Genomic DNA, 26,128 nt, shown 5'->3' with positions numbered 1-26,128 from the left:
TTTGAGGAAATCAAAATGGAAGATAAAAATAACTGGTCGCTCTACGAAGTATTTGTACGTAGTAAACAAGGCTTAAGCCACCGTCATGTAGGCAGCTTAAGAGCACCTGATGATGAAATCGCACTGCAACATGCTCGTGATGTTTATACACGCCGTAATGAAGGAATTAGCATTTGGGTAGTTCGTTCAGAACTGATTAAGTCATCACAGCCAGATGAAAAAGCTGAATTTTTCGATCCTTCTTTAGACAAGGTTTATCGTCATCCGACTTTTTACCATATCCCAGATGGCATTGAGCACATGTAAGGGGAATGGCAAATGAATCATTCAGTTTTATCTAAATTCTTATTACATATTGGCGACAGCCAACTGGTTTTATCGCAGCGTTTGGCTGAATGGTGCGGGCATGCACCTGAGCTTGAAATTGATATTGCCTTAGCAAATATCGGTTTGGACTTGTTAGGTCAGGCAAGAAACTTTCTGACGTTGGCTGGTCAATATGATGAAGCTCAACGTGATGAAGACCAACTTGCGTATTTCCGTACAGAACGTGAGTTTTTAAACCTCTTGTTGTGTGAACAACCCAATGGTGATTTTGCTCAAACGATTGTACGCCAGTGGTTGATGGACCATTACCATCTTCATTTATTTACGGCGTTAACCCAAAGCTCGCTTCCTGAAGTCAGTGCGCTTGCTGTCAAATCTTTAAAAGAAGTGAAGTATCACATCCGCTTTTCGACAAGCTGGATGGAACGTTTAAGTTTAAGCACAGATGAAGCACATCAACGTGTGCAAGACGGATTAAATAATTTATGGCGCTTTACCGCTGAGTTATTTGAACTTAATGCAGATGAACAAGCATTAGTCGAACAAGGTGTAATTCCAGATTTTTCAAATGAAAAAGAACAATGGAACCAAACCATTGCAGATGAGCTTAAGCGCTTTGAATTAAATGTTGCCGTGAACGGTGCTTATCGCCGTGGTGCGAAACAAGGATTGCATACCGAGCATTTAGGTTATTTGTTGGCTGAAATGCAATGTATTCAAAGAACTTATCCGGGAATGACCTGGTAAGACAAGGAGGTGAGCCATGCAAATGATTCGTCATTGCATCGACCAATGTTGGGATGTGCTACAAACGGTAAGTGACCCTGAAATTCCGGTTTTATCAGTTGTCGATTTGGGCATGATTCGCGGTGTAGAGATTAACGATCAACAAGAAATTATTGTTCGTCTAACTCCAACATATAGCGGTTGCCCAGCAACAGATATGCTCAAAGCACAAATTGTTGAGGCATTTACCTCAGAAGCTTTGACACCAGTCAAAGTCATGGTCGATTTATCAGAAGCATGGACCACGGACTGGATGTCTGAAGCGGGTAAAAAGAAACTGCAAGTTTATGGCATTGCACCACCTGAAGGATTGGCGCATCAGTGTGGAACTCACGTTCATTTAAATGATGGTGTCGAGTGCCCACGTTGTAAAAGCCGACATACCCGACTGTTAACAGAGTTTAGTTCTACCGCCTGTAAAGCACTTTATAAATGTCAGGACTGTCTTGAGCCTTTTGATTACTTCAAATGTATTTAAGTCTTTAGATAAGGAAATCAGCCATGAGCCAATTTGTACCATTAAAAGTAAAAAGTATTACGCCTCAAACCGATCAGGCAATTTGTATTGCATTTGACGTTGTACCTGAACAACAAGAACAATTTCAATTTCAACCAGGTCAACACTTAACCATTCGCCATTTAACCGAAGCTGGTGAAATCCGCCGTTGTTATTCAATTTGTAGCTATGCGGGCAAAGAAGACATCAGTATTGCGGTTAAAAAAATTGATCAGGGTCAATTCTCAAACTGGGCCAATGATCATTTAAAAGTAGGCGATGTACTTGAAGTGATGCCACCACAAGGTGTGTTTTTTCAAAAAGCAGCCAAGATCGGTGGACAAAACTATTTAGGTGTTGCTGCGGGGAGTGGTATTACTCCGATTTTATCGATAGTTAAGCAGGTGTTGTTTGAACAACCTGAAGCTAAATTTACCTTGCTCTATGGCAATCGCTCATGGAAACAAACCATGTTTGCCGAGCAAATTATGGATTTGAAAGATCAGTTTAAAGAACGCTTTCAACTCATCAATATTTTTTCTCGTGAGTTCAACGATAGTGAACTGATGAACGGTCGTATTGATGCAGAAAAGCTAAAACAGCTTTTTGATTTTGAAGTGCTTGAAACAAACTTCGACCATGTTTTTGCCTGCGGCCCAGACGAAATGATGAATGCCGTAGAAAATACTTTACCGAACTTTGGTATTGCCAAAGAGCGCATTCACACCGAACGTTTCCATACAGGACAAGCGCGTAAACGTAGTGTTGAAGCGGATGCAAACCGTAAAGAAGAAAAAGTAAACATCATTTTAGATGGTCGTGAACTGATTGTTTCTGTGGCTCAAGATGATGAAAGTATTCTTGATGCGGCTTTACGTGCAGGTGCTGACTTACCGTATGCATGTAAAGGTGGGGTGTGTGCGACCTGTCGCTGTAAGGTACTTTCAGGCGAAGTTGATATGTTCCTTAACTATAGTCTTGAAGAAGATGAAGTTGAAAAGGGCTATGTGCTGAGCTGTCAGACCTTACCAAAAGGCCCAAATGTTCGCTTGAGTTTTGATGAATAGAGGCTGTCATGCAAGAGTTGATCAAAGCCAGTACAGCTGCTGACGGTGTTTTGTTATTAACCTTAAACCGTCCAGAAAAAAGAAATGCCTTAAACAATGCAACATTGCAGTGTTTGTGCGAGTTGCTCGAAGAAGCTGAACATAATGCTCAAGTCAAAGCAGTGGTTTTAACAGGTAACTCACAATGTTTTGCTGCTGGAGCAGATCTTAGCGAGCTGGCTGCAATGGACGCCGTGATTTTACAACTCGATATTCGTCCGAAGCTTTGGCAAAAAATTGATGCGTTTAGTAAGCCACTGATTAGTGCAGTCAATGGTTATGCCTTAGGCGCTGGGTTCGAGTTGGTTTTGCATTCAGATATGGTGATTTGCGGTGAAAATGCCCGTTTTGCATTACCTGAAATTACCTTGGGAATGTTGCCGGGTGCAGGCGGAACACAACGTTTAGCACGCTTGGTTGGGCAACAACTCTCCATGCGCTGGGCCATGACAGGTGAGATGATTTCGGCAAAACAGGCAGAGCAACATGGCATTTGCAGTCAAGTGGTGCCGACCGAATTAACTGTCGAATACGCCGTTCAACTTGCAGCCAAAATTGCGAAACAAGCGCCTTTAGCGATTCGCGTGATTAAACAATCAATTAAAAGTATTCATGAAACAACATTAAGTCAGGGACTCAAGTTTGAACGTCAAAACTTTGTCTGGCTGGCGGCTACAAAAGATCGAAACGAAGGGATTAATGCTTTCTTTGAGAAAAGAAAGCCAGTGTTTAGAGGTGAGTGATGGACTATCAAAATATTATTGCTGAAGAAAAAAATGGTGTTGGCTACCTGACATTTAACCGCCCAAAAGCACTGAATAGCTTTAATGTTGATATGCATCGTGAAGTGGCTGAGGTTTTAAACCTGTGGACCAAAAATCCAGATGTTCGCTGTGTGGTGATTAGTGGCGAAGGCCGTGGCTTTTGTGCAGGGCAAGATTTAGGTGACCGTGTAGTAGACCCAAACGCTGAAGCTCCAGATTTAGGATATTCCATTGAAACTTACTATAACCCGCTCATTAAAACGATTGTAAATATGCCAAAGCCTGTAATTTGCGCGGTAAATGGTGTGGCAGCAGGTGCAGGGGCAAATATTGCACTGGCGTGTGATTTGGTGATTGCAGCTAAATCGGCAAACTTCGTACAAGCATTCTGCCGCTTAGGTTTGGTTCCAGACTCGGCGGGGACATGGTTTTTACCACGTGCCGTAGGCCATGCGCGTGCGATGGGATTGGCTTTGTTAGGTGACAAGCTACCAGCAGAAACCGCAAAAGAGTGGGGCATGATTTGGGATGTTGTAGAAGACGCTGAGCTTAAAACAAAAGTGACTGAACTCGCAGAGCGTTTAGCGAAACAGCCTACATTTGGTCTATCTCTCATTAAAAAAGCCATTCATCAATCAAGCAATAACACCTTTGATGAGCAAGTGTTGTTAGAGCGAGATTTACAACGTATTGCGGGTCGTTCAGAAGATTATCGTGAAGGGGTACAAGCCTTTATGAATAAACGTGAACCAAACTTTAAAGGGCGCTAAGCATGACAGATTTAGATTTATCTCGTGCCCGAATTGCCGTCATTGGTTCTGGCACCATGGGCATCGGCATTGCCCAGTTAGCCATCGTCAATGGGCACTCGACTGTTTTATATGATCTGGACGCTCAAAAAGCGCAACAAGCCGCCCACGGCTTAGAGCAGACTTTTAAAAAGCTGGTTGAAAAGAGCAAGCTCACACAACAGCAAGCGGATGAAGCCTTAGCGCGTTTAACGGTGGTCAATCAAATTGAAGCACTCCGTGATGCTGACTTGGTGATTGAAGCAGTCATTGAGAAAAAAGAAGTTAAACAGTCTTTATTTAAGCAACTTGCTGAAATTTGTAGTGCGCAAACCATTTTTGCAAGTAACACATCTTCAATTTCAGTGACTGCAATTTCGGCGGGCATTGCTCATCCTGAGCGCGTAGTGGGTTTACACTTTTTTAACCCTGCGCCAGTCATGAAACTGGTTGAAATTGTACAAGGCTTAAAAACCCCAAACAGCTTATGTTTGGCTTTAAAAAACTTGATGTTGAATTGGAAAAAAATTCCAGTACTCACTAAGTCGACTCCTGGTTTTATTGTTAACCGAATTGCACGTCCGTTTTATGCAGAAGGCTTTAGAGCACTGCAAGAACAAGTTACCAGCTATGACCAGCTAGATTATGCCTTGAAGCAATGCGGCGGTTTTGCGATGGGACCGTGTGAACTTACTGACCTCATTGGGCAAGATGTTAACTTTTCAGTGACCCAAAGCGTTTACCAAGAGTTTTTTTACGAGCCGCGCTACCGCCCAAGCCTCATTCAAAAAGAATTAGTCGATGCAGGTGCTTGGGGTCGTAAGTCAAAACAAGGCTTTTATACCTATAACGAAAAAAATCAGTACGAGACATTTCAACCTCAAGCTGTGGTTGCCAAGCCAGTCGATGCTCATATTCAGCTAAAAGGGACTTGGTCTCAAATACCTGCATTTTTAACGCGTTTAGGTTTAAAAAGCGGATCTGCGAGTGACGACAATATTCTTCAAATTGATGATATCGACTTACGTTTAAGCCAAGGTGAGTCAGCCAATATCCATTACCTGAGCCGTAAAGTGGTTTTGATGGATTGGCACCATGATTTTGAAAAAGCTCAGACTTTAGTACTCAGTCATAACGAACTATGTGAAGCAAGTGATCTGGCTAAAGTTGAGGCTTACTTTGCGCAGTTTGGTATCAGCGTGATGTGGATTAAAGACCATCCGGCACTGTTAACCTTACGCACCATCGCTTTACTCATTAATGAAGCCTGTGAAGCAAGTTTACATGGTGTTGCGAGTCTGGAAGATATTGATAATGCCATGAAATATGGAGTGAATTATCCTAAGGGTCCTTACCAGTGGTTGACACAAATGGGCGGCGCTTATGTGCTCCAAACTTTAAATAACTTATATGCACTGTATGGAGAGGAAAAATATCGCGCGAGTATCTACCTCAAGCAATATGTAGCGAAAACTCAAAACATTGCTACTCAATATTCACGTGATATGACCGAATTTGCATAATCAGGAGTCAACATGGAAGACGTTTTAATTTGCGATTTTATTCGTACCCCAATTGGACGATATGCAGGTGCCCTAAGTGCTGTACGTGCAGATGATTTAGCTGCATTGCCCATCAAATATTTAAAAGATAAACACCAGAACTTACCGTGGAATACGGTAGACGAAGTGTTTTTAGGGTGTGCTAACCAAGCAGGTGAAGACAACCGTAACGTTGCACGTATGGCAACACTCTTGGCAGGCTTACCTGATACAGTACCAGCGATGACAGTCAACCGTTTGTGTGCTTCTGGTCTAGATGCGGTAGGCCTTGCGGCACGCTCAATTAAAGCAGGTGAAGCACAGTTTGTGTTGGCAGGTGGTGTGGAGTCAATGAGCCGTGCACCATTTGTACAAGCTAAACCAACAGAAGCTTTTAGCCGTACACCTGAAATTTACGACACCACCATTGGCTGGCGCTTTGTAAATAAGCAACTTAAAGCGCAATACGGCACCGACAGCATGCCTGAAACTGCCGAAAATGTAGCTGAAAAATACCAGATTAGTCGTGAAGACCAAGATGCGTTTGCATTGCGTAGCCAACAAAAAACCGCTGCTGCCCAACAAAACGGTTTCTTTAACGATGAGATTTTGCCTGTCGAGATTGTAGACCGTAAGAAAAACGTAGTTGTGGTGAACCGCGATGAACATCCACGTGAAACGACACTTGAAGCACTCGCAAAACTAAAAGCCCCATTTAAAAAAGAAGGTGGCTCGGTGACTGCCGGAAATGCCTCTGGTGTAAATGATGGCGCCGCGTGTGTGTTAATTACTAACCGTGAATTTGCAGATACACATGGTTTAAAACCTTTAGCACGTGTAATTGGCATTGCAAGTGCAGGGGTTGAACCCAAATATATGGGTATAGGTCCTGTTCCGGCTGTGCAGAAAATTTTAAAGCAGACAGGTTTAACGCTAGATCAGATAGATGTGATTGAACTGAATGAAGCATTCGCGGCTCAATCTTTGGCTTGTATGCGTGAACTCGGTCTAAAAGATGACGATGAACGCGTTAACCCAAATGGCGGTGCGATTGCGTTAGGCCATCCGCTCGGTATGAGCGGTACACGTTTAGTGATTACCGCAATACGTGAGCTAAAAAAACGAGGTGGACGCTATGCACTTTGCACGATGTGTGTGGGTGTTGGACAAGGCGTTGCACTGATTTTGGAAAATTTAAATTAATTTAGACGGTTTTAAAAATTACATAATGAGGAGATAGGCGATGGACAGCCTTACAACGGATAATGTTGAACAATTAACACTTGCAGAGCTTAGAGAGCTGCAAACTAAACGGTTAAAACAAACCCTGACTTTTGTATATGAAAATAGTCCGGTCTATAAGAAAAAGTTCGATGAAGCAGGTGTTCATCCTGACGACTTCGTGACTTTAGACGATCTGGCGAAGTTTCCATTTACAACGAAACAGGATTTAAGAGACAACTATCCGTTTGGGATGTTTGCCGTACCGCAAGAGCAAATTGTGCGTTTACATGCGTCATCAGGCACAACGGGTAAACCGACCGTGGTGGGTTATACCCAAAAAGATATTAACACTTGGTCAGATATTGTTGCGCGTTGCTTACGCATGGCAGGTTTAACCGCAAAAGATATGGTTCAGGTGGCTTATGGCTATGGACTATTTACAGGTGGTCTAGGTGCGCATTATGGCGCCGAACGCTTAGGTGCAACGGTTATTCCAATGTCTGGCGGTCAAACTGAAAAGCAAGTTCAGCTTATTCAAGACTTTAAACCGACTGCAATTATGGTTACGCCATCGTATTGCGTGAGCATTATTGAAAAGCTTGAGCAACAATTTGGTAGTGCACGTAATACGTCTTTAAAAGTCGGTATTTTTGGTGCCGAGCCGTGGACTAACGAACTGCGCCGTGAAATTGAAGAACGTCTCAATATTAAAGCACTCGATATTTATGGTTTGTCTGAGGTGATGGGACCGGGTGTTGCGATGCAGTGCTTAGGTGAGGGCGAGGGATTAACCATTTGGGAAGATCATTTCTACCCTGAAATTATTAACCCTGAAACAGGTGAAGTCTGTAAAGATGGCGAACTTGGCGAGCTAGTCTTTACCACCATTACCAAAGAAGGCTTACCGATTATTCGTTACCGTACTCGTGATTTGACCCGTTTACTACCGGGTGAAAATCTGGTAATGCGTAAGATGGATAAAATTGTGGGTCGTAGCGACGACATGCTGATTATTCGCGGCGTGAACGTTTTCCCGACCCAGATTGAAGAGCAAATTTTGCAAGTTCCGCATTTAGTTCCAAATTATGAAATTTTGGTGACTAAAAAAGGCCATATGGATACTTTGCATATTCGTACAGAGATGTGTCATAACTGTACTATACAGGCCAATCAACTTGCTCAGGAGTTGATGAAACGCATTAAAACCATGATTGGGATTAGCGTTACTGTAGAAGTTGTGACAGAAGCAACCTTACCTCGTTCGGAAGGTAAGGCAAAGCGGGTAATCGATATGCGTCAGATTGCTTAACATCAAGATCATTCAGGGTATAGAATCTATACCCTGAAACTAAACGCCAAGACATGAGTATGAGTGCAAAAATACAGCAAATAATTGATTCTGTTGTAAAGAATGAAACCTTAAGTGGAACTTCGCTTATTTCGACAATTTTTGGAGATTCAGTACTTCATCGGGGTGGAAACATTAGTCTTGCAAGCCTGATTCAGTTATTAGAGCTATTTGGTTTTAATGACCGCGCTGTAAGAACCTCTGTTTTTCGTTTAGTTAAAAATGATTGGTTATGCTCAGACAAAATCGGCAGAACCAGTTTTTATCGAATTACCGATTCAAGCCGTTCGACTTATTTGCAGGCCGAGCAACGCATTTATAACGACCAGATGAAAGAGTGGGACCATTATTGGGATCTTATTCTGATGTCTAGTCTCGACACTGAAAATAAAGCGTTGCTAAAGAAAGAACTCGAATGGTTAGGATTTGCCAATATTTCTACAAACTTAATGGCTTATCCGGGTTGTAATCGTATTGAACTGCAACGCTTGTTGGTTGACTTAAATATGAGTGAGCAAGTGGTGGTGTTTAAAGCCGAAACCTTGCAACTCTTTAATAATTCGGTCGATACCATTGGTCGTATGCTCAGAACCAACTGGCCCATCGATGAATTGCGCCAAAGATACCTACAGTTTCTCGATATTTTTAGAGAAATTGGCGTGTTACTCATGCAGGAAAACGAACAACTCGAACCCGTTCAGGCCTTTCAAATTAGAACTTTGCTGATTCATTATTATCGACGGATTTTATTGAAAGACCCTGCATTACCGCTTGAATTGTTGCCAACTGACTGGCCCGCGATTAGTGCACGAACGTTATCAATGAATATTTATAAAAAAGTATTTGAACCTGCCGATGAATACTTCTTGTCTGTTGCCGCAACAGCAGAAGGACCTATGCCAAATGCTACAGCACATTATTGGCGCCGTTTCGGAGGTTTGGTGGCAACAAATGAGAGGTTAAGTCATGCCTTGTTATAGTATTGACGGTGTTATTCCGGTGGTTAGCCCAGATGCTTTTGTACACCCAACGGCTGTTTTAATTGGTGATGTGATTATTGAAGCGGGCGTATATGTAGGACCATTTGCGTCATTGCGTGCCGATTTTGGCCGTATCCATATTAAGCAAAATGCCAATATACAAGATAGCTGCACCGTACATGGCTTTCCGCAAAGCGTGACTTTAGTTGAGGAAATGGGGCACATTGGGCATGGGGCAATTTTGCATGGTTGCCGCATTGGAAAAAATGTTTTGGTTGGCATGAACAGCGTGATTTTGGACTATGCCGAAATTGGTGAAAACACCATTATTGGGGCAAATAGTCTGGTCAAAACCAAAGATATTATTCCGGCAAATGTGTTGGCAATGGGAAGTCCTGCCAAGGTTGCACGTGATTTATCAGAACAAGAAAAAAAGTGGAAAACCATAGGCACGCAAGAATACATGGAGCTTGCACAGCGATGCTTAAACTCAATGCAAGAAGTTCAGCCTTTAAGCTCAGAGTCAGATGACCGCCTGACCTATAAGGACTTTAATTCTTCAAACTATCAAATTAAACAAGATAGTGTTTAACGGCTTTTAATCAGTCGATTTCAATATAGATAGGTTCATAACAGTTAAGGAATACTCGCACGAGTAGGGAGACGTTTGTGCAAAAAATGGAAACTACTGCGGTTGATCAATTCGCAGAGCTATTGGGTGTTCAAGTGCTGCATCGCAGTTTTGATGAAGCGCGTTGTCAGCTTGATGTAAAAGACGAACATATGAATGCATTGGGCGGCGTGCATGGTGGGGTCATATTTTCTTTAGCTGATATCGCTTTTGCAATGGCTTGTAATGCAGGGGATGCGCCATATACTGGCCTACAGGCTGATATTCGCTATATGAGCGGTGCGAAAGATAAGGTGTTATTTGCAACGGCTACCAAGGTCGGCAGTAGTAAAAAATTTGCCCATTATGAAGTGTTAATAACAGACGGTTTGAATAATAGAGTCGCTTTATTTACATCTACCTGTTACAGGCTTGCGCCGGGATGTGTGGTTGTTTTTGTAAAAGAGCCCCTGCAAAAATAGGGGCTCTTTTATAATCATTCTTTTGGCTGTTTCAGTATGAACTATATAACAATTAATCCTACGACTTAATCTGTCGCACAATTCATTTGAATGTATTTTATATAGATTCAAATATGGTAAATTATAATTAATAAGTTAATAATTGCCTTGAATAAAAAGGATAAATTAATGTCAGTTTCTCAAATGTTTCAAGATTTCTTGAGTAATATTAAAGTTGATAACGAAGCGCAAATTACAACTCGATATCAAGAAATTACTAAAGCTTTAAATCAAAAATTCCGTAATACAGAATCTAAGACTGATAATTGCTTACAGGTAGGGTCTTATGGACGCTGGAGTGCAATTAAAGGTATCTCAGATTTAGATATGTTATATATTATGCCGGCTTCTAAATGGAGTGATTACAATAAAGATGGGGGACAGTCAACATTATTAAAAGACACTAAAGAAGCTATTTTAGATAGATACCCCCGCACTACAGTTTTTGTAGATCGTTTAGTGGTCTGCGTTCAATACACTAACTTTCATGTTGAAGTACAGCCTGTATTTAAAATGGATGATGGATCTTATAAGTATCCAGATACATATAATGGCGGCAGTTGGAAGATAACGAAACCACAAGATGAAATAGATGAAATGAAAAGTATGAATGATGCAAAAAATAGGAATTTGCGTCGTTTATGCAAAATGGCTCGAGCTTGGAAAAATAAACATGGAATATCAATGGGTGGATTACTCATTGATACTCTAGCTTATAATTTTATGAAGTCTACAACAGAATATGATGATAAAAGCTATTTATATTATGACTTGTTAAGCCGAGATTTTTTTAAGTTTTTAGCTGATCAACCTGACCGTGATCATTATCAAGCGTTGGGTAGTAACCAAGATGTTAAGGTAAAAAGTAAGTTTCAAGAGGCTGCACAAGATGCTTATGAATTATGTCTTGAAGCAATACCATTAGGGTCTGATACTAAAGCATATTCTAAGTGGCGGATGATCTATGGTCGTAATTTTCCTAAAGCGCCTAATCAACAAGCAAGTATGTCTATCCGTATCGAAGATATACGTTATGAACATACAGAACAATTTATTGAAGATCAGTATCCAATTGATATTCGTTACAAACTAAAAATTGAGTCTAGAGTATTTCAGGATGGGCAATTTGTAGAGTTTTTGAGAGGTTTCAAACGTAGAAATAAAAAATTAAATCATGGACGTAGGTTAAGTTTCTATATTGATGAAAATACTACTCCAACAAATTTACAGAATTATTCAGTGAAATGGAAAGTTTTAAATAGAGGAGAAGAGGCCAAACGTCGAAACTGTATTCGAGGGCAAATTATTTGGGATGATGGAAGCAAAAGTATTAATGAATATTCGAGCTTTAACGGTGAGCACTTAGTTGAATGTTATATTATCCAAAATGGTGTAGTTGTAGCTCGTGATCGTATTCATGTGCCAATTGGGGAATAAAAATGAATAAAGCCGAGCTTCTTAGGTATATTGCAGAGACAGGCTATAACGTTGGATTTGGAGCAAAAAAACATTTAGCAACTTATGACCTTCTTGAGAAAATGCCGGGCTGGATTGGTTTTGTATCAACAGCGGTAGGTATTCTTGGGCTAATAATAGATGCTTTTTCAACAAAATTAGTTTCAGCGATCTTTGTCATAGTTGGAATTAGTGGATTATATATTAGTTTTTATGATAGAGATAAAAAGGAATATGAAAAAGCTGGTTCAGCTTTAACAAGTCTTTTTAATGAATTGAAATCATTATATTTTGATGTTAAATCTTTACCTGATAATTCAGATGTGTCAACTTATCAAGTTAAGGTACATGATATAGAGAAAAGATATTTACCTCTTTGTATAAGTAAACAGATACTTTTCAGTAATTGGTATGCCCATTACAAATTTTTTTGGGAGCATCAAATTGATTGGATTGATGAGCAATTGAATTTTAAATTTTTAAGAGATAAATTACCTTTTTCTCTTATTTTTATTTTAATTGTATTATTTGGGGTACTTTCTATTTTTAATTATAAAAAATATTTCTTTTAAATTTTTAGGATATTTATGTAAATGATATTGCTAATTTAGATTTGATTACTTTTTTATTAGCAGCTAAAATTATCTGTATAAAAATATTTTACTATTATTTATCAATTAGTTATTATGCTGAATTTAAATTATGACTAAAGAGGTGTAAAATGCCTACAGCAAAAAGTGTAAGAAAAGATGGGGAAATTGACTTAATAACTTTTGTGGGTAATATATTTAAATATGAGGAATTTGATTTTGACAGAGAACTTGAGGCGATTAAAAGCTCTAATTATGATAATTATTTGAAGGAAATTAGTGATAATTATTATAGTTTTATGCGGGCTTCAGATTTTAGAGCGTTAATTGTACATGAGCAGACACATTTTTTAGATTTAACAGCTACATTTTGGGGAATTGAATATAATTTAAGAAAAATTAGAGTGTTGGATGAAATAACAACAGAAAGAGTAGAGGTTTTTAAATTAAATTATTCAGAACTACAATGTATGCATAATGAATATAATATATCTTTTGAAAATTTTAGTTATAAAGATGTGGAAAGCTTTAAACATATATATGAATATTCCGAAAAGTTTGGAGTATTACTATTCATTATTTTAACTGATAAAAATGGTATTCAAAAAAAAGTTCCTGTAACTATATTGTCACTATTTGAGGGGCATGCCTTTAGTAATGAAGAGCTTAGAAGAATTAATGATATAAAAATAATTACTAATAGAGAAGTTAAATCTAAGTTTATTGATTTTATTGAAAAAGAGTATTATTCATATCTCAATGATATAAATAATCATGAGTATAATATACTTTTGATTCTCTCAACTATACATATGGAAAGGTTTGGGTTGAAGAGAAAAGAAATTCTTGCATTCTTTTCTGCTGTAGCAGGATTTACATTTAATCTTTATTCGAGTGGAATATCGATACTAGCTAATAGAATATTTGAATATATTGGTTCCAAACTTAAATATTGTGTTAAAGCAGATCTTTGTCGAAATCAACTTAGACATATTTTAGCTTTTCATACGATTTTAAGATCATATGAATTTATTAATCATCCTTATAATAGACATAAAAAGAAATATTTAATCGATTTAGTAAAAAAACAACCTCTTTTTTTTATTTTTAATATGTGGGATAAAATTTCCGGAGAAGAGCTAAATAAATATAGGTTTTTAGATGAAATTGAAATGCCTATGTATTTAAAAATGTTTGATGAATATAATTATGATAAAACAAAAGAGGTTTTTAAAAGGTCGGCTGAAAATTCTAAGAAATTTAAAAATAATAATTATGTTTTGCATAACCTTGATGATTATTATTTATTAGATATGTATAGGGATTATTTAAAATATGATATAAAACCTGAAAATAGAATTATTAGATTTAGTAAAAGTATTGATATAAATATTGAAGAATATTTTGAGGAAGATGAGGAGCATTTATTACTGTCATGTCTCGTTGATGACGAAATATTTAAAAAAACTAATAAGTTTCACTTGGATTTAGAAGGTGCAATTAATTTGGATTTAGAGAGTAGAAAACAAGCACTTTTAAATCCAGATACAGTATTTAATATAATTTTTACTTAAAAACTAATATTTTATAATTTTTCCTTTTGTTATTAAAAGAATGACTATTATTTTGGTAATAGTCATTTTTTATTTTTAACTAATATATTTTCAAAAAAATCAATGGTTTTATCTTTCTTTATAACGCCCCACTTAACAATAACCCACTCATTATTTAGCCTTACTTTTCTAATGATTTAATTTAAAACAAATGGCATTTTACGTGCTTGACTGCAATAGGGTTGGGCACTATTCTTTGCCTGCTGGCCTACATTGCCAGACGGTCGTCGCGGACCGATTACAACAGCATCAGAATTATTCCTTTCTGAGGGATAATTTTGTGTGAGCATCTCCTCGTCTCCTCCCGTAGCGGTAGGACGGGAGAGGGACACCTTCGGGTGTGCTGGTTGTTGTACCAGTCCGCGAACCCTTTCTCGTTCTGCCACCATAATTTAAATGTCGGCAGAACTCCCAATAAAAAGGAGTTGGCTTTGCACATCCATTATTTCTTGGCTCTCAATGCCAAAAGCTATAACGACACAGCTTAAAAATTAAAGCAGCTTGAATGCCTTAAGGTTGTCAGGCTTAAAGTCATTTTTACTTAAAACTTAGCAACAACAAAACTTGAGATGTGCCAAGCACAGTCTTTGTGGCTTTGCTGTGCCTTTTTTTCTCCCAAAAGGGGCACAGGCTTTTTTATCTCTACATACAACAAAAATTTTTATAACGGTAAAACTATGCCAAATTTAGTTCTCCCAACACGTACCTTATATGTTGTAAATAAAGCAATTGATCTGTTTCACCATCGTGGCTTTCATACCGTTGGGGTAGATAGAATTGTGAAAGAATGCGAAATTACCAAAGCGACTTTTTATAACTTTTTTCATTCAAAAGAGCGGTTTATTGAAATCTGTTTGATCGTACAAAAAGAACGTTTAAAAGAAAAAGTGGTCTCAATTGTAGAGTATGGCCAAGGCACAAGCGCGGCCGATAAACTCAAACAGCTTTATTTCTTACATACCGATGTAGAGAGGATGTATTACCTCTTATTTAAAGCCATGTTCGAAACGAAACTGAGCTATCCAAAAGCTTATATCACCGCAGTGAGATATCGCACATGGCTGCTGAATGAAATCTATAGCCAGCTTATAAAAATAAAAACTGATGCGACTTTTCAGGACGCAAAACTATTTTTATATATGGTGGAGGGCACAATTATTCAGCTTTTAAGTTCAGATGGGGCAATTGATCAGGAAAAGGTACTAGATTGTTTTTTTTGCAGTTTAGGTATGTGATGTAATTTGATGCCGCAGAATGTGCTAGGCAATCGATAAAATCAAAAGCCAGTTTGTCACCATATCTACGGATCTGGTTTTTATACTTTTAAGACATTTACTTTATTGCTTGATCAGACAAATGCGTGGCTGATAACAAAAAATATTAGACCGGTCGTCTATCAAGCTATATAGTTAGGCCTTACTTTGTTGACCTTCTAGTTTAAAAGAGAAAATTAATGTCTATTATTCTTCATCATTTAAATGCTTCACGCTCATTTCGCATTCTGTGGTTACTTGAAGAAATTAATCAACCATATGAATTAAAAAGTTATTTTCGAGATAAAACTACAAATCTTGCACCTCAAGAATTAAAAAACATACATCCTTTAGGAAAATCACCTGTGATTGAACTTAATGGAAAAGTAATTGCTGAATCAGGTGCCATTGTAGAAATTTTGATTGAAAAGTTTGCTCCTCAACTGATGCCCGCGAAAGATTCAGACAGTTATCTTGATTATTTACAATGGGTTCATTTTTCAGAAAGTTCGGCTATGGTTCCATATTTATTAAATATTTTTAATTCGATTGAGTTAAAAAATGGCACTCAATTAAAGTTCTTAGATCAATATGCGCAGACTGAGTTGGATAAAGTATTTTCATATTTAGATCAACAATTAGTAGGCAAAAAATTCTTAGTAGGCGATTGCTTAACGGGTGCAGATTTTATGATTGGTTTCGTAGTCTATGGTCTAATTAATTCTTTAAATATTCGGTCAAAATATCTCAATATTGAACAATATGTAAAAGGTCTAGAAAACCTAGAAAGCTGGAAAAAAGCCATGTCTATTGAACAAAATCTTCATCAACAGACCAATGCCTAAAATTGCTGTAAGTCATTTTTCCAATATTGTTTAGCTGCTCAATTGGTTCGTATGAGTTCTTTCATAAGTTCTGCTAAACCAGCGAGTTAAAGACCCCGTTGTTTTAAAATTATGAGTCGAAACTCTTGTACCTCTAATTGATGACAAGAGTTTCTAATTCTATTTAAATTACATTTCTGAGTTCATTTGCTGTGTTGCGCAGCAATGGCAAAATTTGCTGAACCAAATAATCTTCTTGTACACGGTTGGTTTGAGACATACAGTTAAGCGCTGCTATGGCTTGACCTTGTGCGTTAAAAACGGGCACTGCAATCGCAATCACGCCAAGCTCATGTTCTTCTTTAGAAAGACAATAATCCGATAACGAAATACCCTTAAGCACTTCAAAAAACTTTGACTCATCTACAATGGTAAAAGGGGTTAAGCGCTTTAAACCATAATTTTTTACCCACGTATGTTGAGCTTCTTCGGGTAGTGCTGCCAGCAATACTTTACCTGTAGACGTGGCATGCGCAGGGAGTCGGTTTCCTAAATGCATGCCATAAGGGCTAACACGTAAATTATCTTGCTGCGGTAAATAACTACGCGCAATCGGCACCACTTCGTTATCGTCTAACACCACAATTGAGAAAGTCAGAGATGTCTGCGCACACAAAAGATTTAGAAATGATTGAGCAACTTTAGGCAGGTGCGCAGAGCTTAAATAAGAACTCGAAAAGCGCAGCACGCGATGAGTGAGCCAAAAGTAATGTTCATCGGTTTCTAAATAACCTAAGTATTTTAAAGTTTTTAGATAACGCCTTGCCGCTGTACGACTGATGCCTGTTCGCTCGGCTACTTGAGTGACATTAAGCCGCTGGCGATCCGTTCCAAAAGCTTCGAGTAAAGCTAAGCCTTTTGCTAACCCTGCAATGTAGTCTTCTTGACGAATTTTCTCATGCGAGTTTGGGTGCTCTAAAAAAGCATTGAGAGAAGGCATCCTTTCATTCCTGTTATTTTGGTTGTTTCTGTCCGCTATTCGGACAAACTAAATGATAAACGGTTATTTTCGTCTTGGATACATAGTGCACAAAACTTAAAGCCAGTAATTTAAAAGTCAGGATGAAACAAGGATGAAGTTATGGATATTTTAAAGACACAGGTTGCAATTATTGGATCTGGACCAGCAGGGTTATTGCTTGGACAACTTTTATATAAAGCTGGCATCGATCATATTATTGTTGAGCAGCGTAGTGCTGAATATGTGGCTTCACGGATTCGTGCAGGAATTTTAGAGCAAGTTTCGGTCGACTTACTGGAACAAGCAGGCGTTGATCAAAACCTAAAAGACAAAGGATTACCGCATTCGGGCATCGAAATCTTAACCAATGGTGAATTGCATCGAGTTGATTTGGCTGCACTCACTGGTGGCAAACAAGTAACCGTATATGGTCAGACCGAAGTCACTAAAGATTTAATGACTGCGCGTGAAGCAGAGCAGCTCACTTCATTTTATGAAGCTCAAAATGTACAAGTGAAAGATTTTTACACTGCACCAAAAGTTGAGTTTGAGCACCAAGGTAAAGCTTTTCAAATTCAGTGTGATTTTATAGCAGGGTGTGATGGCTACCATGGTGTCTGCCGTGCTAGCGTGCCAGAAGATAAAATTAAGACCTTTGAAAAAGTTTATCCGTTTGGCTGGTTAGGGGTGTTGGCCGATGTGCCACCTGTAGCTGATGAACTCATTTATGTACAGTCAGAGCGTGGATTTGCTTTATGTAGTATGCGTTCAGAAACGCGTAGCCGTTATTATTTACAAGTTCCTTTAACAGATCACGTCGAAGATTGGTCAGATGAAAAGTTCTGGGATGAGCTAAAAAACCGTCTAGACCCTGAAAGCCGTGAAAAGCTAGTCACAGGACCTTCTATTGAAAAAAGTATTGCGCCGTTACGTAGCTTTGTGACCGAGCCAATGCGTTTCGGAAAACTATTTTTAGCAGGTGATGCTGCGCATATTGTTCCACCGACAGGAGCTAAAGGTCTAAACCTCGCGGCTTCTGATATTGCTTATTTATCAAGTGCGCTTGTTGAATATTATGTCGAAGGATCCGAGCAAGGTATAAATGAATACTCAGAAAAATGCCTACAACGTGTATGGAAAGCTGAGCGTTTTTCTTGGTGGATGACTCATTTATTGCATCGTTTTGAAACTGAAAGTGAGTTTGATCATAAGATTAAACAAGCCGAGTTAAGTTATGTGCTTGGATCGATTGCAGGTAAAACCACATTGGCCGAAAACTATGTCGGTTTGCCTTATGAGATTAAGCAAATTGATAGTTTTAAGCACGCAAGCTAAAGACTAAGTAAAAATAAAAAGAGCATGCAAATGCTCTTTTTTTATGTAAAAAAACTGGATGGAATGAGATCGGTTAAAAGATGTGATTCGGCTAAAAGTAGCCCGATACTTTTCAAAATATAGGGCTACCTATCAATTCACCTAAAGTTTAGTTGGCCTTTGCCGCAACTTTATTATTGGTTAATATCACTTGTTGCTGAGACTGAAGGGGTTTAATCACTTGTGGGTTAGAGTTACTCCACGGGATATAGGCTTCTGTCAAAATATGGCCTGTAAGGCTGGTTAAATCACTCGTTTTAACTTCTGCATTGCCTTGACGACCAAATAATACAACTTCATCACCTGCTTTGGCCTCTGGAATATCTGTTACATCAACCATAACAGTATTCATTGATACTCGACCAACCACTGGCGCTTTTTGTCCATTGATTAATACAAAAGCCTTATTACTAAAACTACGACGGTAGCCATCCGAATAACCTACAGGGAGGTTTGCGAGTCTAGAGTCACGTTTTAAAGTATAAGTTTGGTCATAACCTACGGTTGAATCTTTCAAGTAATTATTCACTGCGGCAATTTGTGTTTTAAATGCCATCATACCTTTAAATTCAGGGTGATTAGGAAAATCACCATATATAATTGCGCCTGCACGAACCATATCTAAATGTGATTCAGGAACGTTTACGGTAGCAAATGAATTAGCAGTATGTAATGTTAATTCTTTACGATTCAGTTTGGCTTTTTTAATCAACCATGCGGTTTGTTCATTAAATTGCGCCAGACGCTCACGGACAAATTTCTCATCTTCTACGGCATAGTGGGTCATAATGCCGTCAATTTTAAGATGGGGAAGTTTGGTGATCGCCACAGCTTGTTCTTTGCCTAGAGCCGTAGACATTTCAAGACCATTACGATCCATACCGCCTGAATTTAAAGCCAAGCTGTAATGAACAGTTGTATTGTTCGCTTCTGCCCATTTAGACATACGAACTGCTTGGTCATAGTTACCTAAAAGCTCTTCAATATTTAAAGCTTGTGCATTGATAATTTCACTATCTGTGGCGGTACGTAAACGTGTAATTTTGCCTTTATAGCCATGTTTACGCACCATAGCCGCTTCAGCATTACTGGTAATGCCAATACAAGATACGTTTAACTTCATAACACTTGGCATAAGTAGATCAATACTATGGCCGTATGCGTTAGCTTTCATGACTATACAAAGTTGTGTTTTGCCATTAAGTAACTGATTTGTCCTTTTAATATTATCTTCAAAAGCTTGAGTATCAATTTCAATCCATGCATTTGCTGTAGGAGCAGGGCTTACTTCATTTGTAACATGGGGAGTAAGTAAAGGAGCTGCATGAGCAAATTGCACCGAACCGAATAATATTAATGCACAGCTATAAGCGAGATGAGAAAATTTTGTTTTAAGTTTCATGAGTTTTTTAATCTTTCCTGGCTAAATATAATTTAATACTGGGTGGATTTTTATGGTTAAGTACTGAAATATAATTGATTTAAAATGTCACACGATTTGGTCTTAATAATACTTTCTCCTTAAAATATTATAGTCGCTATTAAGTAAAGTTTAATTTTGCTTAAACTAAATTGAAAAAATACAAATCTAATTTCAATTAATCTTAATTAAATCTAAATATACATTCATAAAAAAACAAGAAGAAAAATTATTATAATTTCCTGAATGTTATTTTTTTAATCTATTTATTGGTGCTGTTTTTAATAAAATTTTTAAAAATATAACATTTGGTAAATAATTAACTTTATTATTACAAAAGATTTTTTTATTTTTTAAATGTGTTGGATTATGATTTTTATCAGTTGGTAAAATATAAAAAAATTGGGTGAATAAATATCCATAATTTTATTCAATAGAATTCAAAAAATTAAAATAACTATATTTTTCATTGGTTTGTTTGTTACTTATTAAAGCTGTTTAGAAGTTATGAATTATTTTGAGTCAATTTTTAAGCGTCTAATGTCATGTTTAATAGTTTTTAATAAGTTAATTTAAATTTGATAAATAAAATATTAATTAGATTGAATGAATAATTGGATGGTATTTAACCGCAAGTTTTTAGTTTTTGTTTTGTGCAATAAATAAGCTAGTATGTCTTATATTCTTTTTTTAATTCGATTTATTGGTTAAGGTTTTAGTTAAATTAAAATTTTATGTTTGTTTTGAGGTTAAGTAATTTTATTGATATTTTAGTTTTTATTAAATAAATAATTTTATATTAAGACTTTGTAAATATAAGATGATGAGTGTATTTTTTTATTGCTCAGAATAGTTTGGCTTTTTCTTGATCATATTATTCTAATTCTACAAGGATGGAATATAGGAGGGCTGATATTGATTTTTAGTGCAAACCATCAATTCCTGTGTAAGAGTCCGTACAGAAATATGAATTTTTATCTTAAAAAGTGTCTAATTAAATATGAGGTAATGGATAGGTCATGCCGATTTTTCTTGATGAACAAATGAGCTACGGAAAGTTTTGCGAAGCCATCGGTAAACCCACCATTTTTTATGAAAAAATGAATTGGAAAAAGCGGGGAATAGGACGCGTTTTGCTTAAAAGATCAGCATTAATAAAAGCTTTTGTCACATTTTTTCAGTATATTGCTATTAATTTCTTTATTTATAAATTCTAAGTTTGTATGGAACAGGATCAAGCTCGCATACCTAAATATATTCCTATCCGCGATGCAATTGCCCACGATATTGAATCTGGCGTATTAAAAGCCCACGCAAAACTCCCTTCGGAAAGAGTGCTTTCTGAACAATTCCAAACCACTCGAGTGGCTGCACGTGAAGCTTTGTTGGCTTTGGAAACTGATGGCCTGATTTATCGATTGGACCGTCGTGGTTGGTATGTTCGTTCTCCTCGTATCATTTATCACCCGCAATCTACAAAAAACTTTAATCAGTTTGTGATTGAACAAGGCTATGAACCTTCTACAGAAGTGATTTCGAGTGAACTGACTCAGGCTACTTCTTGGGATGCCAAGCATTTAAAAGTTGAAAAAGGGCATCCGATTTATTCAGTTTGGCGACGTCGTTGTATTAATGGTCGACCTGTTTTGGTGGAGCATTTACGTGTTAACGCCAAGTTTTTCCCTGAGTTTTTAACTCATGATCTTAAGCAATCGATTACTTTACTGATGGCAAATCAATATAACTGCCATATCACTAGAGCCGACATTAATCTGTATCCAACCGCTTTATCGGAACAGCAGGCCAAAGCACTGCATGTCAATGTAGGTGCACTGGGTTTATATATTCGTCGTAGTAACAGAAATGAAGAAGGCGTAATTACTGATGTCGACCAAGAATATTGGCTACATGATGTTTTAGATTTACATTTCGAAGCGCGAGCATAAAATACAATCTGGTTTAAACCAGATTAATTAAACTGTCATATAAAGCTGTTGAAATACGATCATCAAATAATTGCATTCGATGGTTTGCAGATGAAACAGTACGTTCAACAGACAATTAAACTTGGCACTGCATCAGTTTTAGGTGTAGTGGTCGCTATTCAAATGGGATGTTCATCAGCAACATCAAAACAATCAGAAGAAATTACAGTCTATACGGCAGTGGAAGCCGACCAGCTTAAGCAATACCAAGAAGAATTGCACAAAGCCTATCCTGAACTCAAAGTAAAATGGGTACGTGATTCAACTGGTGTAATCACCGCTAAACTTTTGGCAGAGCAGAAAAACCCACAAGCGGACGTGGTTTTTGGTGTGGCTTTAACCAGTTTGCTGGTCATGGAAAAGAAAGACATGCTTGAGCCTTTTAAACCTGAAGGCGTGCAAAATCTAAAATCGGAATTTGTAAGTCAAAAATCTGTACCAACTTGGACGGGTATGGATGCATGGGAATCTGCAATTTGTGTCAATAAAGTCGAATTAGAAAAACGTAAGTTACCGATTCCAAAAACTTGGAAAGATTTAACCAACCCCATTTATAAAAACTTAATTGTGATGCCAAATCCGGCTTCGAGTGGCACAGGCTATTTGGATGTCACGGCTTGGATGCAAATTTGGGGGGAAAAGCAGGCATGGGACTATATGCAGGCTTTAGATAAAAACATTTCACAATATCCTCATTCGGGCTCAAAACCTTGCAAGATGGCTGCACAAGGCGAAATCTCAATTGGAATTTCTTTCGGTTATCCAGCCTTTAAATTAAAAGCAGAGGGTGCACCTTTAGAAGTGGTTTATCCAACTGAAGGTTTAGGCTGGGAAATGGAAGCCTCAGCAATTGTGAAAGGAACTAAGAAATTAAGTAGCGCACAGAAATTTATAAATTGGTCGGTAAGCAAAGCGGCAAATGAAGCCTATGCCCATAACTTTTCAATGGTGGCCTACAAAGGCATTGAAAATACCACTATGGACTTCCCGAAAAACCTTCCCCAAATGCTCGTAAAAAATGATTTTTATTGGGCGGCAGAGCAGCGTGAACGTATTTTGGCTGAATGGTCAAAGCGTTTTGAAAAGTGATCTTTTGGATAAGGGCCTCATTATGCAAATTCCTTCGTCGTTGCAATCATCGCTGCTAGGTCAAAACCAAAAGGGTGAGTTAGCAGGGCATTTATTGTCGACCTTAACGACCTATAAATATCCTGAACATGGACCTTCGGTTTTAGAAGTGGTGGATATTCAAAAAAAGTTCCAACACTTTCAGGCTCTAACGCATATCAACTTAGACCTGAAAGCTGGCGAGTTCGTGAGCTTTTTGGGACCTTCTGGATGCGGTAAAACCACTTTGCTACGCATAATTGCGGGTCTAGAAAAACCTGATTATGGAAAGGTTATAAAAAAAGGCGCAGACATTACGTTGTTAAGTGCTGAGAAGCGTCACTGTGGCATTGTGTTTCAGAACTATGCGTTATTTCCAAACTTAAACGTTGAAGAAAATATTACTTTTGGCTTAGATAAAAAGAAATGGGATAAGGCACAGCGTAGCCAAAGAGTTCAGCAATTATTAGAGCTGATTGAATTACCCGATATTGCTAAAAAATATCCAAATCAATTGTCGGGTGGGCAGCAGCAACGTGTTGCGCTTGCTCGGGCAATTGCGCCGAATCCAGATATTTTACTGCTGGATGAACCATTGTCTGCACTCGATGCTCAGGTACGTCTAAACCTAAGACAGAAGATCCGTTCGATTCAATCGCAGCTTAACTTGCCAACCATTATGGTCACGCACGACCAAGAAGAAGCATTAAGCATTTCTGATCGTGTTGTGGTGATGAATCATGGCGTCATTGAGCAAATTGATACGCCGCATAATATTTACTACAAGCCACAAACCCAATTCGTTGCTAAGTTTATTGGTACGATGAACTTTTTGGTAGCCACTTGTTCGGTCGTTAATCAGCTCGAGGTTTTAGGTTTTATTGCTCTAAATTTGGAACAGCAAAAACTTAAAGCTGGGGAAAACTACAGCATTGGTTTTAGACCCGAAGCAGTCGAGTTGGTTGATGATTTTTGTAGTGATAAAGAGTCGTTGTATTTGCCAGTTAAAGTAATAAGCACTGAATTTTTAGGCGCAAAACGTCGTTTGTTTTGCGCTATTCATATCGATGGAATTGAGCAGGCAAAACACCTGTTGCAAATTGAAATTGAAAATACGAAGTTTACATCTTTGCAAGAACTCATGTTTATAAAAGTGCCTAATCAGCTCATTCATGTCTTTGACGAACAAGGGTACGCACTATGTTAAATGAAGCTGCTTCAGCGGTTTTAAAAACACAGCCGCGTCGAAAAACTGAATATTCATTAAGATCAAATATTGCTTTAGCAAGCGTTGCAATCGCTTTGACTTTAGCAATTATTGCTCCTTTAATGATGCTGTTTGAAACCGCATTTTTTGATGAAAATCAAAATTTTGTTGGCCTTGAAAATTTTTATAATTATTTTGCAAGTCCAGCTTTACTCAGCTCTATATTTAACTCGGTGTGGGTTGCTTGTGCTGCTACTGTCATTACAGTATTTCTTGCCAGTATTTATGCTTTTGCTCTCACCAATGTGAATATAAAAGGCAAAGGCTTCTTTAAACTGGTCGCTTTTTTACCGATTTTAGCGCCGTCACTTTTGCCCTCTTTGGCATTGGTTTATTTGTTTGGTAAGCAAGGTGTGTTTAAACCTTTACTGGGCGATATACAAATTTATGGCCCAATCGGTATTTTAATCAGTTATTGCTTTTGGCTATTTCCAGCAATGTTGATGTTGATGATGGTGTCTTTTCGCAGTGTCGATCAGCGTTTAATTGAAGCCTCTTTGTCGCTAGGTAAAAATATCTGGAATACACATTACCACGTCACGCTACCTGCAATTCGCTATGGGCTTATTAGTGCAAGTCTGGTGGCTTTTATTTATGTGTTGACCGATTTTGGTATTCCAAAAGTCATTGGCGGTTCATTTAACATGATGGCGCTTGATGTCTATAAACAGATTATTGGTCAGCAAAATATGAGCATGGGTGCGGTAATTTCCATCTTGTTATTGCTACCAGCAGTGTTCGTCTTTATTTTCGATCGTATTCAAAGCAAACGCCATGCACGGTTTCAAGCTTTTCAGGCTAAACCTTATGTTTCAGCATCGAATAAAAAACTTGAAGTCGTTCTGGGCTTATTTTGTGGTTTAGTTTCAGGTGCGATTTTACTGATTATCTTTACGGCAGTGCTGGCTTCATTCATTCAGTCTTGGCCTTATGATTTGTCTTTGACCTTAGCACATTACAGTTTTGAATATGTCGATGGCGGCGGTTGGGCAGCGTACTTTAACTCGGTTCGCATGGCACTCTTTAGTACGGTTTTTGGAACAGCACTGATTTTTATGGTGGCGCTATTAACCGAACGTTTTAAAGCACATCCACTTATTAAAAATTATGTACAAGCTTTGGTTTTACTGCCACTCGCTGTGCCCGGATTGGTTCTAGGTATTGCCTACATTTTGTTTTTTAACCAGCAAAGTAACCCGTTAAATGTGATGTATGGAACCATGACCATTTTGGTGATTTCAACCATCGTGCATTATTACACCGTGCCACATCTCACTTTAACCAATGCCATTAAACAGATTCCGCTACAGCTCGATCAGGCAGCACAAACTCTAGGAACATCAAAGTGGAAAACCTTTTGGAAAGTGTATTTGCCTATGTGTTTTCCAGCGCTATGCGATGTGTCGGTCTATGTTTTTGTGAATGCCATGACCACTGTGTCAGCTGCCATTTTCCTCTATTCACCAGACACTAGTTTAGCGGCGGTAGCCGTTTTAAATATGGATGATGCGGGAGACACGGTTGCTGCTGTTGCCATGAGCATTCTAATTTTAACCACCTCATGTATTGTAAAACTCATTCACTGGTTATTTACCAGAAAAATTATGGCAAGAAGTCAGCAATGGCGTGAAAGCGCTCACTAAGTTTTAGCTAAACACAATTTTTATTTAACCGACTGAAATGAAAATGCTTTGTTCAACAAGGCAAGGGTTTATTCATCCTAAATTT

General features: G+C 38.1%; 26 protein-coding genes. 23 read left to right on the top strand and 3 right to left on the bottom strand.

Annotated elements, in window-relative coordinates; all coding sequences use genetic code 11:
- Positions 1-15: 15 nt before the first annotated feature.
- From paaB to J663_RS13380, 15 genes are all read left to right on the top strand, one after another.
- On the top strand, positions 16-306 hold the full coding sequence (gene paaB / locus J663_RS13450) for a 1,2-phenylacetyl-CoA epoxidase subunit PaaB (RefSeq protein ID WP_000389648.1): 291 nt from the start codon (positions 16-18) through the stop codon (positions 304-306).
- 12 nt (positions 307-318) lie between these two features.
- Positions 319-1,074 (top strand): 1,2-phenylacetyl-CoA epoxidase subunit PaaC, encoded by a 756-nt coding sequence (gene paaC / locus J663_RS13445; RefSeq protein WP_033850333.1) that lies wholly within the window; start codon positions 319-321, stop codon positions 1,072-1,074.
- 16 nt (positions 1,075-1,090) lie between these two features.
- Complete coding sequence (gene paaD, locus J663_RS13440) at positions 1,091-1,591, top strand: 1,2-phenylacetyl-CoA epoxidase subunit PaaD (protein ID WP_033850331.1); 501 nt, start codon at positions 1,091-1,093, stop codon at positions 1,589-1,591.
- Between the two features lie 23 nt (positions 1,592-1,614).
- Positions 1,615-2,676 (top strand): 1,2-phenylacetyl-CoA epoxidase subunit PaaE, encoded by a 1,062-nt coding sequence (gene paaE / locus J663_RS13435; RefSeq protein ID WP_033850329.1) that lies wholly within the window; start codon positions 1,615-1,617, stop codon positions 2,674-2,676.
- 8 nt (positions 2,677-2,684) lie between these two features.
- Complete coding sequence (locus J663_RS13430) at positions 2,685-3,458, top strand: enoyl-CoA hydratase-related protein (protein ID WP_033850327.1); 774 nt, start codon at positions 2,685-2,687, stop codon at positions 3,456-3,458.
- Positions 3,458-4,249: a 2-(1,2-epoxy-1,2-dihydrophenyl)acetyl-CoA isomerase PaaG gene (gene paaG, locus J663_RS13425; protein WP_033850325.1), complete on the top strand. Its 792-nt coding sequence runs from the start codon at positions 3,458-3,460 to the stop codon at positions 4,247-4,249. The genes J663_RS13430 and paaG overlap by 1 nt, the downstream gene beginning before the upstream one ends.
- A 2-nt stretch (positions 4,250-4,251) precedes the next feature.
- Entirely contained in the window at positions 4,252-5,790 is a 1,539-nt protein-coding gene (locus J663_RS13420) for a 3-hydroxyacyl-CoA dehydrogenase (RefSeq protein ID WP_033850323.1), read from the top strand.
- A 12-nt stretch (positions 5,791-5,802) separates the two neighbouring features.
- Positions 5,803-7,011, top strand: a complete 1,209-nt coding sequence (pcaF, locus tag J663_RS13415) for a 3-oxoadipyl-CoA thiolase (protein WP_033850321.1) — start codon at positions 5,803-5,805, stop codon at positions 7,009-7,011.
- Between the two features lie 40 nt (positions 7,012-7,051).
- Positions 7,052-8,341, top strand: a complete 1,290-nt coding sequence (gene paaK / locus J663_RS13410) for a phenylacetate--CoA ligase PaaK (RefSeq protein ID WP_033850319.1) — start codon at positions 7,052-7,054, stop codon at positions 8,339-8,341.
- 53 nt (positions 8,342-8,394) lie between these two features.
- Positions 8,395-9,360, top strand: a complete 966-nt coding sequence (gene paaX / locus J663_RS13405) for a phenylacetic acid degradation operon negative regulatory protein PaaX (RefSeq protein ID WP_081318642.1) — start codon at positions 8,395-8,397, stop codon at positions 9,358-9,360.
- Positions 9,347-9,952 (top strand): DapH/DapD/GlmU-related protein, encoded by a 606-nt coding sequence (locus tag J663_RS13400; protein ID WP_033850314.1) that lies wholly within the window; start codon positions 9,347-9,349, stop codon positions 9,950-9,952. The genes paaX and J663_RS13400 overlap by 14 nt, the downstream gene beginning before the upstream one ends.
- Positions 9,953-10,029: 77 nt before the next feature.
- Complete coding sequence (locus J663_RS13395; protein ID WP_050598822.1) at positions 10,030-10,452, top strand: PaaI family thioesterase; 423 nt, start codon at positions 10,030-10,032, stop codon at positions 10,450-10,452.
- 168 nt (positions 10,453-10,620) lie between these two features.
- Entirely contained in the window at positions 10,621-11,928 is a 1,308-nt protein-coding gene (locus J663_RS13390) for an SMODS domain-containing nucleotidyltransferase (protein WP_033850312.1), read from the top strand.
- Positions 11,929-11,930: 2 nt separating this feature from the next.
- On the top strand, positions 11,931-12,518 hold the full coding sequence (locus J663_RS13385) for an SLATT domain-containing protein (protein WP_033850311.1): 588 nt from the start codon (positions 11,931-11,933) through the stop codon (positions 12,516-12,518).
- A gap of 149 nt (positions 12,519-12,667) precedes the next feature.
- Positions 12,668-14,110 carry a hypothetical protein gene (locus tag J663_RS13380; protein ID WP_033850310.1) on the top strand — a complete coding sequence of 481 codons (1,443 nt, stop codon included), beginning with the start codon at positions 12,668-12,670 and terminating at the stop codon, positions 14,108-14,110.
- A 176-nt stretch (positions 14,111-14,286) separates the two neighbouring features.
- On the opposite strand, the gene J663_RS19615 is transcribed toward J663_RS13380, so the two are convergent.
- A complete protein-coding gene (locus tag J663_RS19615; RefSeq protein ID WP_226381279.1) occupies positions 14,287-14,439 on the bottom strand; it encodes a hypothetical protein in 153 nt (50 codons plus the stop codon).
- A 387-nt stretch (positions 14,440-14,826) separates the two neighbouring features.
- Between J663_RS19615 and J663_RS13370 the strand changes: the two genes are divergently transcribed.
- Together J663_RS13370 and J663_RS13365 are read left to right on the top strand one after the other, a co-directional pair.
- Positions 14,827-15,384, top strand: coding sequence for a TetR/AcrR family transcriptional regulator (locus J663_RS13370; RefSeq protein WP_081404753.1), 558 nt, complete (start codon positions 14,827-14,829; stop codon positions 15,382-15,384).
- 218 nt (positions 15,385-15,602) lie between these two features.
- Complete coding sequence (locus tag J663_RS13365) at positions 15,603-16,247, top strand: glutathione S-transferase family protein (protein ID WP_033850306.1); 645 nt, start codon at positions 15,603-15,605, stop codon at positions 16,245-16,247.
- Positions 16,248-16,410: 163 nt separating this feature from the next.
- Here the strand turns inward: J663_RS13365 and pobR are convergent, their stop codons facing one another.
- A complete protein-coding gene (pobR, locus tag J663_RS13360; protein WP_033850304.1) occupies positions 16,411-17,226 on the bottom strand; it encodes an IclR family transcriptional regulator PobR in 816 nt (271 codons plus the stop codon).
- A 141-nt stretch (positions 17,227-17,367) separates the two neighbouring features.
- Between pobR and pobA the strand changes: the two genes are divergently transcribed.
- Positions 17,368-18,582, top strand: coding sequence for a 4-hydroxybenzoate 3-monooxygenase (pobA, locus tag J663_RS13355; protein ID WP_033850301.1), 1,215 nt, complete (start codon positions 17,368-17,370; stop codon positions 18,580-18,582).
- 148 nt (positions 18,583-18,730) lie between these two features.
- On the opposite strand, the gene alr is transcribed toward pobA, so the two are convergent.
- Positions 18,731-20,023: an alanine racemase gene (gene alr, locus J663_RS13350; RefSeq protein ID WP_033850299.1), complete on the bottom strand. Its 1,293-nt coding sequence runs from the start codon at positions 20,021-20,023 to the stop codon at positions 18,731-18,733.
- 1,037 nt (positions 20,024-21,060) lie between these two features.
- Between alr and J663_RS13345 the strand changes: the two genes are divergently transcribed.
- The 5 genes from J663_RS13345 to J663_RS13325 all read left to right on the top strand — a co-directional run bounded on the left by J663_RS13345 (position 21,061) and on the right by J663_RS13325 (position 26,043).
- The gene (locus tag J663_RS13345) at positions 21,061-21,258 is read left to right on the top strand and encodes a hypothetical protein (protein WP_033850298.1); all 198 of its coding nucleotides are present in this window, start codon (positions 21,061-21,063) and stop codon (positions 21,256-21,258) included.
- A 6-nt stretch (positions 21,259-21,264) separates the two neighbouring features.
- A complete protein-coding gene (locus J663_RS13340; protein ID WP_033850296.1) occupies positions 21,265-21,987 on the top strand; it encodes a UTRA domain-containing protein in 723 nt (240 codons plus the stop codon).
- A 90-nt stretch (positions 21,988-22,077) separates the two neighbouring features.
- Positions 22,078-23,115, top strand: a complete 1,038-nt coding sequence (locus J663_RS13335; protein ID WP_033850293.1) for a putative 2-aminoethylphosphonate ABC transporter substrate-binding protein — start codon at positions 22,078-22,080, stop codon at positions 23,113-23,115.
- Positions 23,116-23,137: 22 nt separating this feature from the next.
- Positions 23,138-24,340 carry an ABC transporter ATP-binding protein gene (locus tag J663_RS13330; protein WP_033850291.1) on the top strand — a complete coding sequence of 401 codons (1,203 nt, stop codon included), beginning with the start codon at positions 23,138-23,140 and terminating at the stop codon, positions 24,338-24,340.
- Positions 24,334-26,043: a putative 2-aminoethylphosphonate ABC transporter permease subunit gene (locus J663_RS13325; RefSeq protein WP_033850289.1), complete on the top strand. Its 1,710-nt coding sequence runs from the start codon at positions 24,334-24,336 to the stop codon at positions 26,041-26,043. The genes J663_RS13330 and J663_RS13325 overlap by 7 nt, the downstream gene beginning before the upstream one ends.
- Positions 26,044-26,128 lie beyond the last annotated feature (85 nt).

Origin of the sequence: Acinetobacter sp. 826659 (assembly GCF_000588515.1) — a bacterium.
In the GTDB taxonomy this organism is placed as follows: Bacteria; Pseudomonadota; Gammaproteobacteria; order Pseudomonadales; family Moraxellaceae; genus Acinetobacter; species Acinetobacter pittii.
This window is presented reverse-complemented; position numbering and strand designations above follow the sequence as displayed.